Annotated in this window: 14 protein-coding genes; 7 read left to right on the top strand and 7 right to left on the bottom strand. The window is 66.3% G+C overall.

Features of this window, described 5'->3' with window-relative positions:
• The first annotated feature begins 63 nt into the window (after positions 1–63).
• The 3 genes from QM685_RS20385 (at position 64) to QM685_RS20375 (ending at position 2,897) form a co-directional block, all read left to right on the top strand.
• Positions 64–1,500: an MFS transporter gene (locus QM685_RS20385; protein ID WP_415118665.1), complete on the top strand. Its 1,437-nt coding sequence runs from the start codon at positions 64–66 to the stop codon at positions 1,498–1,500.
• 97 nt (positions 1,501–1,597) lie between these two features.
• Positions 1,598–2,032, top strand: a complete 435-nt coding sequence (locus QM685_RS20380) for a GNAT family N-acetyltransferase (protein WP_415118663.1) — start codon at positions 1,598–1,600, stop codon at positions 2,030–2,032.
• Positions 2,033–2,204: 172 nt separating this feature from the next.
• Positions 2,205–2,897, top strand: coding sequence for a cation diffusion facilitator family transporter (locus tag QM685_RS20375; RefSeq protein ID WP_415118661.1), 693 nt, complete (start codon positions 2,205–2,207; stop codon positions 2,895–2,897).
• A gap of 113 nt (positions 2,898–3,010) precedes the next feature.
• Here the strand turns inward: QM685_RS20375 and QM685_RS20370 are convergent, their stop codons facing one another.
• Both QM685_RS20370 and QM685_RS20365 read right to left on the bottom strand, forming a co-directional pair.
• Positions 3,011–3,862: a 2OG-Fe(II) oxygenase gene (locus QM685_RS20370; protein WP_415118659.1), complete on the bottom strand. Its 852-nt coding sequence runs from the start codon at positions 3,860–3,862 to the stop codon at positions 3,011–3,013.
• A 114-nt stretch (positions 3,863–3,976) separates the two neighbouring features.
• Positions 3,977–4,453 (bottom strand): nuclear transport factor 2 family protein, encoded by a 477-nt coding sequence (locus QM685_RS20365; protein ID WP_415118657.1) that lies wholly within the window; start codon positions 4,451–4,453, stop codon positions 3,977–3,979.
• A gap of 282 nt (positions 4,454–4,735) precedes the next feature.
• On the opposite strand from QM685_RS20365, the gene QM685_RS20360 reads away from it, so the two are divergent.
• Both QM685_RS20360 and QM685_RS20355 read left to right on the top strand, forming a co-directional pair.
• Complete coding sequence (locus QM685_RS20360; RefSeq protein ID WP_415118655.1) at positions 4,736–5,356, top strand: hypothetical protein; 621 nt, start codon at positions 4,736–4,738, stop codon at positions 5,354–5,356.
• Between the two features lie 144 nt (positions 5,357–5,500).
• On the top strand, positions 5,501–6,865 hold the full coding sequence (locus QM685_RS20355) for a DUF2325 domain-containing protein (protein ID WP_415118653.1): 1,365 nt from the start codon (positions 5,501–5,503) through the stop codon (positions 6,863–6,865).
• Positions 6,866–6,912: 47 nt separating this feature from the next.
• Here QM685_RS20355 and QM685_RS20350 read toward each other — a convergent pair whose 3' ends face one another.
• The 5 genes from QM685_RS20350 to QM685_RS20330 form a co-directional block, all read right to left on the bottom strand.
• Positions 6,913–7,332, bottom strand: a complete 420-nt coding sequence (locus QM685_RS20350; RefSeq protein ID WP_415118651.1) for a winged helix-turn-helix domain-containing protein — start codon at positions 7,330–7,332, stop codon at positions 6,913–6,915.
• Positions 7,333–7,370: 38 nt separating this feature from the next.
• A complete protein-coding gene (locus QM685_RS20345) occupies positions 7,371–7,904 on the bottom strand; it encodes a nitrogen fixation protein NifQ (RefSeq protein ID WP_415119020.1) in 534 nt (177 codons plus the stop codon).
• A 142-nt stretch (positions 7,905–8,046) separates the two neighbouring features.
• Positions 8,047–9,486: a nicotinate phosphoribosyltransferase gene (locus tag QM685_RS20340; protein ID WP_415118649.1), complete on the bottom strand. Its 1,440-nt coding sequence runs from the start codon at positions 9,484–9,486 to the stop codon at positions 8,047–8,049.
• 258 nt (positions 9,487–9,744) lie between these two features.
• Positions 9,745–10,947 (bottom strand): AAA family ATPase, encoded by a 1,203-nt coding sequence (locus QM685_RS20335; protein ID WP_415118647.1) that lies wholly within the window; start codon positions 10,945–10,947, stop codon positions 9,745–9,747.
• A gap of 179 nt (positions 10,948–11,126) precedes the next feature.
• Positions 11,127–11,468 (bottom strand): hypothetical protein, encoded by a 342-nt coding sequence (locus QM685_RS20330; protein WP_415118645.1) that lies wholly within the window; start codon positions 11,466–11,468, stop codon positions 11,127–11,129.
• Positions 11,469–12,905: 1,437 nt separating this feature from the next.
• Here QM685_RS20330 and QM685_RS20325 point away from each other — a divergent pair.
• Both QM685_RS20325 and QM685_RS20320 read left to right on the top strand, forming a co-directional pair.
• The gene (locus QM685_RS20325; RefSeq protein ID WP_415118643.1) at positions 12,906–14,333 is read left to right on the top strand and encodes a sigma 54-interacting transcriptional regulator; all 1,428 of its coding nucleotides are present in this window, start codon (positions 12,906–12,908) and stop codon (positions 14,331–14,333) included.
• A 347-nt stretch (positions 14,334–14,680) separates the two neighbouring features.
• Positions 14,681–14,919 (top strand): hypothetical protein (locus QM685_RS20320; protein WP_415118641.1); only part of this gene is annotated, 239 nt, incomplete at its 3' end.

Genomic DNA, 14,919 nt, shown 5'->3' with positions numbered 1-14,919 from the left:
CGCAGCGCGCCGGCCCGACCACCCTCTTCCCGCGCGCACGCGCACCGCGGCGGAGTCCGCGCAATGAGCGGCGTCACCCGCAACACGCACGTCGGCTGGCTGCCGTACATCGTCGCGGCCACCTTCTTCATGGAGTACCTCGACACCACGGTGATCGCCACCGCGCTGCCGCAGATGGCGCGCTCGTTCGGCGTCGGCCCGAACAGCCTGAGTCTCGGCATGACCGCCTACATGCTCGCGCTCGCGATCTTCATTCCGGCGAGCGGCTGGGTCGCCGACCGCTGCGGCGCGCGCACCGTGTTCGTCAGCGCAATCGGCGTGTTCACGGCGGCATCGGTGCTGTGCGGGCTGTCGCAGAACGTGCCCGAATTCACGGCTGCGCGGCTGCTGCAAGGCATCGGCGGCGCGATGATGGTGCCGGTCGGCCGTCTGATCGTGGTCCGCAGCACCGAGAAGGCCCGCATGATGCAGGCGATCTCGACGATCACATGGCCGGCCATCGCGGCACCGGTGGTGGGACCGCCGATCGGCGGCTTCATCACGACCTATGCGTCGTGGCGCTGGATCTTCCTGCTCAATGTGCCGTTCGGCCTCGCGGCGATCGCCGTCGCGCTCGCCATCGTGCCGAATCTGCGCGGAACCGGGCGCAAGCCGCTCGACGTGGTCGGCCTGCTGCTGAGCGGCGTCGCGCTGACCGCGGTGCTGTACGGCGCGGAACTCGCGAGCCAGCCGGCCACGAACCCGTGGCTCGCCGGGGCTATCGTGCTCGGCGGTCTCGTCGTCGGCGTGATCGCGTTCCAGCATGCCAGGCGTCATCCGTATCCGCTCATCGACGTCTCGACGCTCAAGGTGCCGACGTTCTCGGTGACGGTCGTCACCGGCTCGTTCACGCGCATCGGCATCGGCGCGGTGCCCTATCTGATGCCGCTGCTGTTCCAGGTCGGCTTCGGGCTGTCGGCGTTCCGCTCGGGCCTGCTGCTGCTCGCGAGCGCGCTCGGCAATCTCGGCATGAAGGCATTGACCACGCTCATCCTGAAGCGCTACGGCTTTCGCATGGTGTCGATCGTCGACGTGACGGTCGCGGGCATTTTCATCATCGCGTGCGGGCTGCTGACGCCGAACGTGCCGCTCGCATTCGTGCTGATCGTCGTGTTCGTGTACGGCGTCGCGCGCTCGATGCAGTTCTCGACCCTCGCCACGCTCGCCTATGCCGATATCGCGCAGCCGCAGATGAGCGCGGCCAGCACGCTGTGGAGCGCGGCCGCGCAGATGACGATCGGTCTCGGCATCGCGTTCGGCGCGGTGTCGCTGCGCGTCGCGGCTCACCTGAACGGAGAGATGAGCGGCCACGTGTTCACGCTCGACGATTTCCGCCTCGCGTTCCTGTTCGCCGGCGTGCTGACGCTGCTGTCGGTGATCGGCTATATGGGGCTCGCGCGTAATGCCGGACAGAGTATCGGCGGTGGTTCGCGCGGCAGCGAGAATACGGCGAAGGGGTGACGTGGAACATGAATCGGCCGGCACGGCAGTAACCATCTTGCATGGGATCGAAATACGGCACTAAAGCGCCAACTCTGATCGACAAAGGAGACCCACGGTGCAGCCAGGCGAACTGACGATTTCGAACCGCCACAGCGATCTCGACCTCGACATGGTCTACACGTTCCTGTCGCGGGAAACCGCATGGGCGCAGGACATGCCGCGCGAGATCTTCGAGCGGGCCGTCGCGGGCTCGCTGTGCTTCGGCGGCTATCTCGACGGCAAGCAGATCGCGTTCGCGCGCGTGATCACCGACGAAGCCACCTTCGCGTACCTGTGCGACGTCTTCGTGCTGCCCGCGTATCGCAGCAACGGCTATGCGTCCGTGTTGATGAAGCATATTTTCGCGAGCCCTTCTCTCGCGGGCCTGCGCAGGATCGTGCTGGTCACGACGGACGCGCATCACGTGTATGCGCCGCATGGGTTCACGGCGCTGGCGCATCCCGAGCGGTATATGGAGCTGCATCGGCCGGACGTTTATAAAACGGCTTGAGGAGTGCCTCGGCGCGGCATGAGCGCGCGTCGCCCCGCTTTGTCACAGGCATGCCACGTTCGGCCGGTACTTTGCTGCGACCAACAAGAATCGTCCCCGCTCATGCCACCGTCCGCCGAACTTCAGCTCGTCCGTCACGCCATTCACCCCGGTCCGATTGACGGCGGCCGCCTTGTTTAGGGGTGCCTGCGCAAGCGCGCTCGTCAATGCGTTTCTCGCCGTGATGCAGATCGCGCTCGGCCTCACCGCGCGATCGGATGGCCTGTTCGCCGATGGCATCCACACGCTGGGCGACCTTGCCGGCGATGCGGTCGTGCTGCTCGTGTTGACCATGAGTGCATGGCATCTGAAGCGCCCGGACGCGCGCCTGTCCAAACGCAGCGGCAACGGCATCGAACAAGCCGTCGCATCGCTTTTTATCGCCGCGTTGCTGATCTTCACCGCCGCGGAGATGCTCTGGCAAACCGTCGCGCAAAGCTCGACGTTGAGCGCCAGCACCGCGCTGAACGTCGCCGCGCTCGCGGTCAGCGGCTTCGTCACGCTCGCGAAGGAAACGCTGTTTCGCTACCTGCGCGCCGAAGGACGGCGCACCGGCTCGGCGCTGCTGCTCGCGAGCGCGTGGCATGCGCGCGTCGACGCGGTATCGGCGCTTGTCGCGACCGTGGGCCTCGCCGGCAGTCTCGCCGGCGTGCCGATGCTCGACGCGATCGCGGGCACGGCCATCGGGCTGATGATTCTGCGCATGGGGTATATGAGCGGGCGCGATGCGGTGAGGCAACTGCTCGCCGGCCGCACCGGCAATGACGCCGTCCACGCCGCTCATGCTGCCCGCGCGCCGGTGACCGCCAGCCGGGCCGTCGAGTAGCGCCTGTTCCTGCTGACGACGCAGCACTCCCCCTGCTTGCATTCATTGCGCGTAAAGGCGCGTTCGCAGACCCGCTATTCGGTGTGAAGAACCGGTCCAGCGGCGGCTCGCTATCAACAACCGTAAGCGCGCTCGCGCATCCACTTCGTCAGCACCCATTTGTCGCCGGCAAGCACCGGCGCGCCGCCGTGCAGGGTCAGCGGATCGAGCTGGCGCTGGCCGTTCATGTAGCGGAAATACACCGCGCCGCCCTCGCGCGCCGCGACCGAGATGCCCGCGTCGGGAAAGATCGTTTCGCCGCCGCCGGCGACGTCGTTCAGATAGATCACCAGCGTGGCGACGCGCTGGCCGCCCTGCGCGAAATGCATGGCGCTGCCCGGTTGATCGGGCGCGAAGTAGTCGAAGTGCGGCCGATACTCGCCGCTCGTGCCGTAATGCAGGACCTGTAGCCCCTCGCCGTTTTCGAGCGGCCAGTTCATCAGGCTCGCGATGCGCTGGTCGAGCCGCTCGATGAACGCGTCTTCGCAGCGTCGATACCAGACGCCAGCGCTCGTGCGGTTGTGGATCACGTCTTCGCTGCCGGTGACGGGGTTGACCGTCGTCGAGCGTTTCAGCCGATGCCGCGAGCGCCCGATCAGCTCGCGGCATTCTTCCGGAGACAGCACATCGGCGAACACGATCAGTTGCGGGCGCTCGCAGCGCAGCAGCACGCGCACGTCGCGATCGTACGCGCGGATCAGGTTGCCGCTCGCGACCGGCGCGTCGTCGTAGCGATAGGGGTGCGGTGCGGCGGTGGCTGGGGCGGCCTCGCTCGTGCGCAGCCCGAACGCATGGTGGACGGCGACGCGCGCGTCATCGGCGATAAAGCCGGCTCTCACCATCGCGTCGATCATCGAATCCGGCGTGCAGCCGCGCGCGACATTGCAGCTCAGCCATTCTTCCCAGGCGGCATCGACGACTCGCATGGCTCCCTCTTCGCTGGCCCGGCGGGATGCGGGCTCGAATGACCGTTGATCATAGCAAGCGGGATGCCGCCCTCGCGCGTCGCGCTGGCGCGGGATGGAGCCCGAACGGGCCTGTCAGCGACGCAATTGCCCGCGATAAAGCAGCAGCCCCCGGCGCGCCTGCTGCCTGAGCAGGCGCCGCACGAACGGCGACCAGCCGAGCAGCGTGCCACGGACGCCCATCGCCTGACGCATCCACAGCCACAGATCGAAGCTGTCGCGATGCTCGACGATGAGCCCGTCACGGAACACGAAGCGCGCGTCGATCCGGTTGACCACGTCGCGGCCCGTCTGGCTGAAGCGGTAGCGGGCCACCCACTGCGCGCGGCCGTTGTGGTCGTCCGCTTCGATGTCGCTGAAACTCAGCGAGAAGTCCTGCGCATGTTTGACGAGCATCCGCCACATGTCGCGCACTTCGTCTCCGACCAGCTCGCCGAACGCGGGATCGCTGAAGACGACGTCGTCGGCATAGCAGGCGACCATGGTTTCGGCGTCGCGTTGCTGGAAGGCCGTGTAGAAACGTTCGATCAGCTCGGTGTTGGGATGGCTCATTGATTTCGTGTCGTGCGTTGCGGGAGCGCGATGCGCCGCGCTCCGGAAAATCGCCCGCGCGGGGTGCGCGGCGGGCATCGCGCACACGATATCGGAAAACACGGTGGATGGGGGCGGCACGGGGGATGACAGCGTCGAAGCCGTGCCGACGTCCGCGAAAGCGCACGACCGTCCGGTTCCGGTTCAACACCTGCCGCGTCTTTCGTTATATCCTATCGGATATTACGGTAGGCCTTGCCGCTCAGGCGGCGTAGTGAAACGAACCAGCAGGAGCCATCAGCGGTGCGCAGTCGATCCAACCTGTCAGCTCCCGGCCAGCGCGCGGCGATCGAGATTTCGTCGGCCATCGTCGCGGTGAAGTCGGCCTCCGAGCGCGGCCGGGCCGAATCGATCCGCGACGTCGTCGACGCCTATCGGCGCCTGTACGGCAGCGTGCAGCGCTTCGTCACGATGCTGAGCGGCGACCCGTCGAGCCTCAAGCCGATCGGCACGTCGGGTTCGCATTCGCTGAATCAGTTGCTGTCGATCCTCGCGGAACAGGCACGCACGACCGCGTTCGCGCGTCTGCGCGAGCTGAAGGCGACGATCGAGGAAGCGCGCCTCGCCGAACCGTTGCGCGACACGATCTTCTCCGACGCGTTCAGCAACGATCCGCCTGCGTTGCGCAGGGTGGTCGCGGAACTCGAACGGCTCGACGCGGCGGTGGTCGGGCTATGCGTCGGGCACGTGCTGGAACAGCATGCGCCGTGGCCGGCCGGCGAAACGGCCGGACCGATGAACCGCGCCACCATCCCGCGCGGACGCCCCGCCGCGCGCCGTCCGCGCACGGCAAGCACCGCCGCGGTGGTCGCCGAGCCGCGGAACGCGCGTGCCGAGCCCGCGCTTACGCCTTCTGCCGACTAACGCACCGATGCAGGAGCGCCGCCAATGAACGCATTTTTGTCCCGCGCTATATCTTTCCGAATACACCGCAGGCGCTAGTCACACGATCAACGCGCATCGCGCAAGCATTCGACACGACTGACACGAACCGGATTCGAGACCTTCATGCACACTCCTCCGTTCCCTCTTGCCCAGCCCTCGCGTCTGAAGCTATCCGGTGACGAGCTCGCCAGCACCGGCATCCGGGCAGTCGACACGTGCTGCTCGCCCGTCGTCAAGGCAACGCCGCCCAACGTCAAACGGCGCGCGCGTCTATCCGAACTCGACCACCATCTGCATTGCTCGATCATCGGCACCTGCCTGAGCACGCACGAATTGCGCAAGCTGGTGCCGAAATTCACGGACCTCGATCGCCGCGAGGCGAGCGACCTCGAAATCCATCACGCGGCAGTGGAACTTGCGATCGAAGGGGGCGCATGCGCGAAGGCATTGCACAAGCTGCTCGACGAACGCTACACGGGCGCGATCCGCCGCTTCGAGAAAGCCGCCGACGATTCCGGATTGCTGAAGCTCTGGGACGAAGCGCTGAAAAGCGGCGACATTCCGCCCGCCTACTGGGCGTTGATGACGCATCCGCTCGCGACGATGCCGGTGCGCCAGAAAGCGTTCGGCGATCTGCACATGCTGTCGCATCTGGTCGGCGCGGCCAATCGGGCGGATATCCGGCGGCTCGTCGCACTGGAGGAAGAAAACGCCGCGCTGAAGGAGAAGATCGAGCGGCAACAGAGCCGCTTGCAGGAACTCAGTGTCGAGCGCGATGCGTCGATCGGGGCGCTCAACGAACAGATCGTCCAGTTGCGCGCGCGCCAGTTGCCCGCCGATGCGGCCGGTCTGGAAGCCGAACTGCAGCATCTGCGCGAACGGCTCGCCGATGCCGATCAACGCGTGACCCTGCATACGAGCCGCCGCGAAGCGGCCGAACAGCGCGTGCAGCAGGAACAGGACGCCGCGCAAGCGCTACGCCGCAGCCGCGATCAGGCGCTGGCGCTACTGAAGCTCGTGCAGAGCGAATGCGATGCGCTGGAACGCGCCACCGTGGATGCCGCCGAGGCGGCCCACGGCACGAACAACGCGAACGGCATCGGCCCACGCCGCGCGAGCCTCGACAGCGTGCAGGGCAAACGGATCGTCTACGTGGGAGGCCGGCCCGGCTCGAACAACGCGCTGAAACGGCTCGTCGAAGCGGCCGGCGGCGAACTCGTCGTGCATGACGGCGGTGTCGAGGATCGCAAGGGACTGCTTGCCGCCGCGCTGCCGGGCGCGGATATCGTCGTGTTTCCGGTGGACTGCGTCGATCACGACTCGATGAATACGCTCAAGCGGATCTGCGAGCGTCATGCGATCGACTATCACCCGCTGCGCACGGCGAGCGTGGCGAGCTTCGTCGAATTGATGGCGCGGCTGCATCCCGAGCATGTCGCGCAGCTTCGCAATCCGCCGTCTTCCGCATTCTGTCTGCGGCACGGCTGAGCGCGATTTTTGCCGCGCGAACGCAAGCCGCTTACGAATTTACGAACTTACGAACGGATCAATTTCAGCAGCTCGGCGAGCTGCTTCGCGCAGCTTCGCCGGGCTTCTTCCTCGACATCGCGATACAGCCGGATGACGGTTTCGCCGACCGGCGTCAGCGTGCAGCCGCCGCCGCTCTGACCGCCCTGCTCCGAACGGGTGGCCGGCGACTTCAGCGAGCGGTTCAGTTCGTCGATCAACAGCCACGCGCGCCGGTACGACATGTCCAGACTGCGCGCCGCAGCCGAAATCGAGCCGTATTCGCGCACCGCCTCGAGCAGATCGACCTTACCCGGCCCGAGTGCAACCGCATCGCCGTTGCGAATGCGCATTCTGAAGCGCACCTCGGGGCGCGTCTTCGTGGATTTCGTCGCCGGAGCGGCGCGGGATTTCGCGGTTTTTGCGGTGTCGGCCATGCGCGCAAGCATACACGAACCGGTTCGTGCTGCCACCTGTCCGCGCGGCTTCAACGATGCCGCGGGAAGCAATACCCGTAGTCTTCACAGCCTGAGCAACCCGGCGCCGGACCGGGTTGCAGGCCCAACGAAAGCGCGTATTGCGCGGCGAGAAATTTCTTCCAGCGCAGGTTATCGACATTACGCGCGACGAGCGCCGGGAAATAGCGCGTCAGCATCCACGTGACTTCGTCGCGGCCCGCCAGGCCCAGGTCGCGCCACAGATGATCCGGGCGCAGACAGGCATGGGCGATGATCGTGGCGAGATCGCGCGCGTCGGCGGCGTCGACGCCGGTACTCGCATCGGCGACGAGCAGCGTGTGGAGCGTGCGGACGAAATCTGCGTGTTCGCTGGAGACCACCGAGAGCGTCGACGCGGGAACGCTCGCCCGGCTGAAATGCCGCGCGAGCAACGTCCGCCATTCGCGCGCCGGCAAGCCGAGCAGCGCGAGTTCGTGACGGGCGTCGCGCGCGGCAATCAGTTTGGCGAACAGGCAGGTGTCCGCGCCGGCGGGTTGCGTAGCCTGGTCCAACCATGCGCGCATGCATGCGGCGACCCGCGGATCGGCGGGCCACTGCAATGGCAGTACTTCGTTGCCGCGTGCGGCGGCAACGGTGCCCTTGGCGTTCGTTCCTGCACGCGTAAGCGGATCTTCAGGCATCGCTACCCCATTGCACCGTGCGCCATCAAACCTCGTCGGCATGCGCCCGGCTTCTGATATCGGCCAGCGACGCATCCACCAGCAACCGGCCCGAATCGAACACCGTCACCAGCGCGTCGTCCCAGTCTCCGGCAACGGTCCGTTCGTCCCACGCGAGCGGCAGCGTCACGGTCTGATATTCGCCCGTGCGCCGATGACGCAGCAGCGTGAGCCGCCCTTTCATCGAACGCTTGCCGTGATCCGTGACCGGATCCTTCGACACGTCGTGCCACTCGTCGCCGATCCGGATCGCCGAGCACTTCATCGCAAAGCGCTGCGTGTCGCGGTTGATCTGCTGCAACAGCGCGCCGCCCATGCCGAACACGATGTTGTCGGCGGCGAACCCGGCCTCGTCCATTGCGGCGAGAATTGCCACGATCGAATCCGGGTTCACGCCGTCGCCCTGAATCACCCGCACGTTGTTGAGTACGCGCCGCCCCTTGCTGTTCGTCACGGAGCCGAACGACGCCTCGAGCGAGCGCAGCGTCTGCAACACGATCGTGCGCGGATCGCCGGAGTCCGGCCGGATCACGAGCATGCCGCCCGAATCGAGCACGGCCTGCTTCAGCTCCGTGCCCCACGCGTCGAGCGCGGCGAACAGGTCGTAGGAGTCGGACACCACCGACACGATCGCGCCCGGCTTGCCGAAGCGCGCGATCATGTTGCGGTACGCGTCGGTCTCCCGCTCGCGGCCCCACGACGTGATCGTGCTGTGCTCGGCGGCCGGCACCGAGAACGCCGCCATGCTTTCGTTGTAGTAGTGATTCGCCGCGACCACGCCGAGCACCGTATCCGAGCCCATGAAACTGACGAGATGCGCGGCGCCTCCGATCGCCGCCGATTCGGCGCTCGACACGCCGCGCGCGCCGAAATCGTGCAGCTTGAACGGCAACTGGGTGAGATCGTCGCTGCTCCTGAGCAGATACGAGCGGATGAGCTTGCGCAGATGCCAGCTTTGCGTCGCGACCGTGATCGGATACCAGACGCGCAGCAGCATGGTCTCGAGATACGACGCGAGCCAGAACACCTGCGGATCGTCGCATTCGACGGTGACGAGCACGTTGTGCGTCGGCACCACCGAGCCTTCGGGCACCGCGCGAATCCGCACCGGCGGATAGCCGCCGCACTGCTCGACGACATGGCGCCAGCCCGCTTCGTTGAACGGCTCGCCATGCGCGCCGAAGAACGCGCGGGCTTCGTCGATCATCTCCACGGTGATGGGCCGGCACAGGTATTCCTTCAGCAGCATCTGCAAGCCGAAGAACAGCGTGCGGTCATAACGGCCGCCGCGCGATTCGATGTACGAGAACATCGCCGACGCGCCGGGCGGATATTGCAGATAGTGCGAGGCCTTGTACGAATCCGTATTCAGAATCGGGTTGGACAGGATCGACGCAAGGTGGCTGAAACCGTGCGCGTTTTGCATGGGCGGTGCTGCGTTCACGTGACTTTCCCGCTGGAGTGACCGGACGGCGCGGGCTGTTCCGATTTCCGCGCCGACTTGTAACGCCTCTACCCTACACCGTCAAAATCCGTCGGATAGGGCCCGACGTTGCCGAGCATTGTCAGGTAATTCACCTTACTCCGGTATGCGGGCGAACGCCCATCGCGACGTAGCCGCCGTGAGCCACGGCGGTGGCCCGATAGCAGGTTCGAACGGGAGCGGCGAGGAAAAGCCGCCGCCTCACATACCCGGCTTCAGTTGCCGCGGCTGATCCGGCCACGTCTGAAGCAGCCGGCCGAGCCTGCTCTTGCGGCGCTCGGCACCGACCGGCCACAGCATCTTCGCGAGCAGGCCGATGCCGTGCGCGAGCGCGCTGTCGCGCGCGCACGTGACGAGCGGCACGCCGCGAATCAGCGCATCGTTGACCTGCTGGTCGTCGCGCGGCAATTGATGCGCGATCCTGGTGCCGAGCGTGCGCTCGAGCGTCGGCAGATTGATCCGCGAGTTCTTGTCGTACTGGTTGACGACGACCCGCACTTTGCCGGCCGGATGCCCCAACTCGCGGAAAATATCGAGCATGCGGCGCGCGCCGTGCAGATACAGCGGGTTTTGCCGCACGACCATGCAGATCGCGTCGCTGTGATCGAGCGCACGGATCGTCAACGGATTGAGACTCTGGCCGACGTCGACCAGCACCGCGTCGTAGCGATCGCGCACCAGCGCGAGAATGCGCTCCAGTTGCGCGGGCAGCAGTTCGGCGGCTTTCAGCGGATCGCCGGCGCCGGCCAGCAGATCGAGATTCGCGCGCACGTGCATCGCGCAGGCGTCGAACAGCGCCGCGTCGAGTTGTTCGTTGCGCGAGCACAGGTCGGCGAGCGTCATCGGCGGCGGCCGGTTCGCCATCAGCAGGCTCGCGTCGGCGAAATGCTGGCTCAGATCGATCATCAGCACGCGCCGGTCGCGCTGCGCGGCGAGCGCGCACGCGAGGTTGACCGCGATCAGCGTGGTGCCGCTGCCGCCCTTGCTGGACACCAGCGACACGACCCGCCCGCCGCGCCGCTCGGGCGCGCGGCTCTTTGCGCCGATCTGCACGAGCGCGGCGGCGACGGCCTGCGGATCGGGTGGCCACGACAGCACGTGCCGCACGCCGACGCGCATCGCCGCGCCGACCAGCGCGGTGGACGGCGCCGGCGTCACCAGCATGCAATCGAGCGCCGGCGCGCCGGCAAGCGTTGCCTCGACACTGTCGAGCCCGTGGGCATTCAGATTGGCGTCGTCGACGATCAGCAGATCGGCATTGCGGATCACGCGCGCGTGCGTGCCCAGTTGCCGGACCGAGCCGTACGCGGTGCGCAGGCGGTAGCGTATGCCGCTGCCCTCGAGTCGCGCGACGATGCACTGCGCGTTTTCGATGCTGGCGGCAATCAGGAAGATGTCGATCATGGCGGGTCTGCGGCGTGCCGAGGGCGTTGCCCGGAAGTTATTCCCGGAAGTTATTATTTGAAGCTGTTATTCGAAACGTCTATTCGCAAGCCACTACCCGAAACCGCTACCTGACAATCATCGGCCGTCGACCGCCAGCCGGTCGTCGGGTGGCGGACACCGCGCGCCGGCCGATGGCGTCATTCGTCCGGATCCAGATCCAGATCCGGCTCCAGGCCGGAACCGCAATCGCGATCGGCCGGACGACGCGCCCCGCCGCGCTCACGCTCACGTCCCGGCCCCGCCGGCATCTCGTAAAGCGCGTCGCGCAGCACGTCGCGGCGAATCTCGGCCTGGGCCTTGCGCTTGAGCGCTTCGGCGACCACGAGCGTCAGCAGGTCGACCGACGACGCGTTCGCCCCCGCGAAGAAACGCGCACGCGACGCCGCGCGATGCCGCCGGTAAGTCAGCCCCAAAGCACTGGAAGCCCCGGAAAGGCCGGTCGCGTCCGCGGCGGCCGGTTTGCAGATCGGTTGTTTCATGATGATGCCCCCGAGATCGAGCAGGATTTTGCCAGGCAAGACCGCCGCGGCTGCCGTAGCCGCCGCGCGACGCCGCCCCGCCGTCGGTCCAGGTCGCCGTGCCCGTGCCAATCCACGGACACGGCACCCGGTTCACTTCGTACATTCGTCTCTCTATGGAGACTATGGCCTCGCTCCCCGCTTCTTCGCGCCAGTTGGTCCTTGACCGGCGCTGCCCCTTTCTTGCGGTCGGTGTGTCATTCGCAAACGTCGCAAACGCGCCACCTGTCGTTATCGTCATCCCTTTCGCGTCCCGTAGACAAAAATGCGAAAAGGCAAAACGGCGAAGTCGATGTGTGCTGTCGTCCGGTTATGAATGGCCGATATCGCCGCCGCGCCATTCACCCCTTTTTATCCGACATATATAGGTAGACTTCGCCACGCTCCCGCAAACACATATTGGCTTCCCCGGCCATGCCCGCGAGTGACCTGTTTGCCGCCCGGTTCTTTTTTAAAATCCGGCTTTCCCCGTACCGTCGACCGGGCGGCAAATATTTTTTGTGCAGCCCTTAATGCAATGGTTATGCCAATGCGCGTTCAAATCCGGCGAATGCCGTCAAAGCCTTGCGGGTCCGTTGAACCACCATGCTTTTTGCCGGATCATCCCCGTTCGACGCACGACATATAGCGCGCATTGATTCGTTCGTGAGACGCCGCCGATTCGCCTCGCGAGCGCATCCCGGGCGCGCCGGCGCGCTTCACCGGCCCGCGCGCTCGCGCACGGCGCCGCTGGCGCCAGGCTGGACAAGGGTTGCGCGGCGTGCCGGTCAAATATGCCGGTCACGGCACGCGTCGAAATCCGTCTGGAGCCGCCTGTCCAATATGTCGCAAGCCTGAAACACCGTTTCTCGCGTGCCACCGCTTTATGCCGCCGTTTAACTCGCGACGGATTGCTGCGCAATGTTGGGCGCCGCGCATAACAGGGGTTGACCGCTTATTTCTTCAGCGATCCCCGCCAATCCGATAACGCTAAAACCGTTTCTTTATCCATATTTGTTTGTATGGCGCTCCCACCCGCTTTCGCTTATCGTTTAGGCCATGCGCCAATCAGAGCGTCTGTATCAGGTCGACGAGGCAACTCACGGTTCTAGCGGTTCCAGCAATTCGGGGATAAAGTCGCCGGGCAGTTTCAGCAATGAACGCTATTGCGTCGTTATTGCATGATTCGTCCGATGCGTGCCGCGGCGCGGCAGGTGGCGCTTCCCGTGTTGGATGGCCGCCATTGCCGCGAACATGACGCGGGGCTGCCGCAAGCAGGCTCGAGCGTCATGGTGCAAATCGAGGCCGACTCCGCGCGAGCGGATCGTGCTGAACCCGGGCTTACGGTGACCAACCGGCGGCCCGGCTGTCCAGTACGTCGCACCACAGTCCTGTGAGCAGTATCGAACCGGGGGTAACATGACTACGACCTGCATGCCTGTCGACACGGAACGCACCGTTCTGTACGTGGCGAACTCGCCCGATCAGAAGCTCGCCGAGTTTCTGGCCGAGTCCGGGTGGCAGGCCGTGCACGCGAAAAGCACGGCGGTTGCCGAACGCATGATCGAACGCGGCAACATCAAGGTCGGCCTCATCCAGTTGCCCGAGGACTGCACGTCGCAGCATCTGTCCGCGCTCGCGCTGTGCATGCGGCGCGTCGAAACCAACTGGGTCGCGCAGATCGTGCCGGGCCAGACCGAAAACGAGCTCGTCAGCCGTTTCATCCTCGATTACTGCTTCGACTTCGTCACCCGACCGTGGCTCAACGAACGGCTCGTGTTCGCGCTCGGGCACGCGCACGGCCTGTCCAGCCTGCGCCAGCCGCGCGTCGCGCCGGAGCCGTCGCTCGGCCGCCACGGCATGGTCGGCCAGTGCGAGCCGATGCAGCAGCTTTACCGGCGGATCGACAAATGCGGCGTAACCGACGCGCCGGTATTCATCGCCGGCGAATCGGGCACCGGCAAGGAACTGACCGCCCGCGCCATTCACCAGCGCTCGCCGCGCGCCGGCCGGCCGTTCGTCGCGATCAATTGCGCGGCGATTCCGCCGAGCCTGCTGCAGGCCGAGCTGTTCGGCCACGAGCGCGGCGCATTCACCGGCGCGCTGCAACGCAAGATCGGCCGGATCGAAAGCGCGCACGAAGGCACGCTCTTTCTCGATGAAATCGGCGACATGCCGCATGAATGCCAGGCGGTGCTGTTGCGCTTCCTGCAGGAAGGCACGATCGAAAGGCTCGGCGGCAATGGCCCGATCAGCGTCGACGTGCGGGTCATTTCGGCGACTCACGTCGATCTGGATCGCGCGGTCGAAGACGGACGCTTCCGCTCCGACCTCTACCACCGCCTGTGCGTGCTGCGCCTCGTCGAGCCGCCGCTGCGCGAGCGCGGCGGCGATATCAAGCTGCTCGCCAACTACGCGCTCAGCATGTACAAACAGGACGGCGCGCGCAAACTGCGCGGGCTGTCGAGCGACGCGATCGTCGCGATGTCGAACTATCCGTGGCCGGGCAACGTGCGCGAGCTGATCAACTGTGTGCGCCGCGCGGTCGTGATGAGCGAGGGCCGCTTCATCACCGCGGCCGATCTCGGGCTGCCGGAGGCGGACAACGCGCCGGCCGTCACGCTCGCGGAAATTCGCAGCAAGGCCGAGAAGGACGCGATCGAGCACGCGTTGCTGCGGCACGGCTACAAGCTGTCCGACGCGGCGGCCGAGCTCGGCATTTCGCGCGCCACGCTATACCGGCTCATGCATGCGAACCGGCTGCACCAGGACGCGGCGGCCGGACGCGGCGCGAATAGCGGCGCCGATGACGAGGCGCAACGGCACACGTCGTCGTCGGTGGTTTGAGCCGGGAGTCAGGCGGGTTGTCGGCAGTGGTGGCCGCCTGACGGTGTTTGCCGTTGCGTCTTCGCGCGGCGCCCCGGCGTCCCTATCCCTATATGTCCAGTCCTCGCCCTGACCGGCCCCGGGCAGGCTTTGTGCTACCTTCGACGAAACCGCCGGCCGTCATCGGCTATTCCCACCCGTTGCTCCGGCGTCCATCCGCCTCTGTCCACGCGGCGCACCGCGCCGCCTGGCGGGCCGCCGCAGGAACTTGCGCGCGCGAGCCCGTGTCGGTTCCGGGACGCGGCGCTGAAACAGAGTCCGCATTCCGGCACAATCGTCCGCTTCCGCTTCATCCCGCTTTACACCCTATGCAAAAACTATTGCGTCTCTGTTTTTTCGTCTTCCTGCTTGCCGGCGCGGCCCCGGTTCTCGCCGCCGCGCCGCAGGCCACCCCCGCCGCGCCCGCGTCGGCCTCCGTGTCGCTGACGCCGGAACAGGCCCGCGAAGCGCTCGCGGTTCTGAACGACCCGAAACGCCGCGCGCAAGTCGCCGATACGCTACAGGCGATCGCCGCCGCCGGCGCGCTGAGCGCCTCCGCGCCGGCGGC

The sequence above is a fragment of the Paraburkholderia sp. genome (genome assembly GCF_047605525.1).
Lineage (GTDB): Bacteria > Pseudomonadota > Gammaproteobacteria > Burkholderiales > Burkholderiaceae > Paraburkholderia.
Note: the sequence above shows the minus strand (reverse complement) of the source record. Positions and strands in the feature narration are given on the sequence as shown.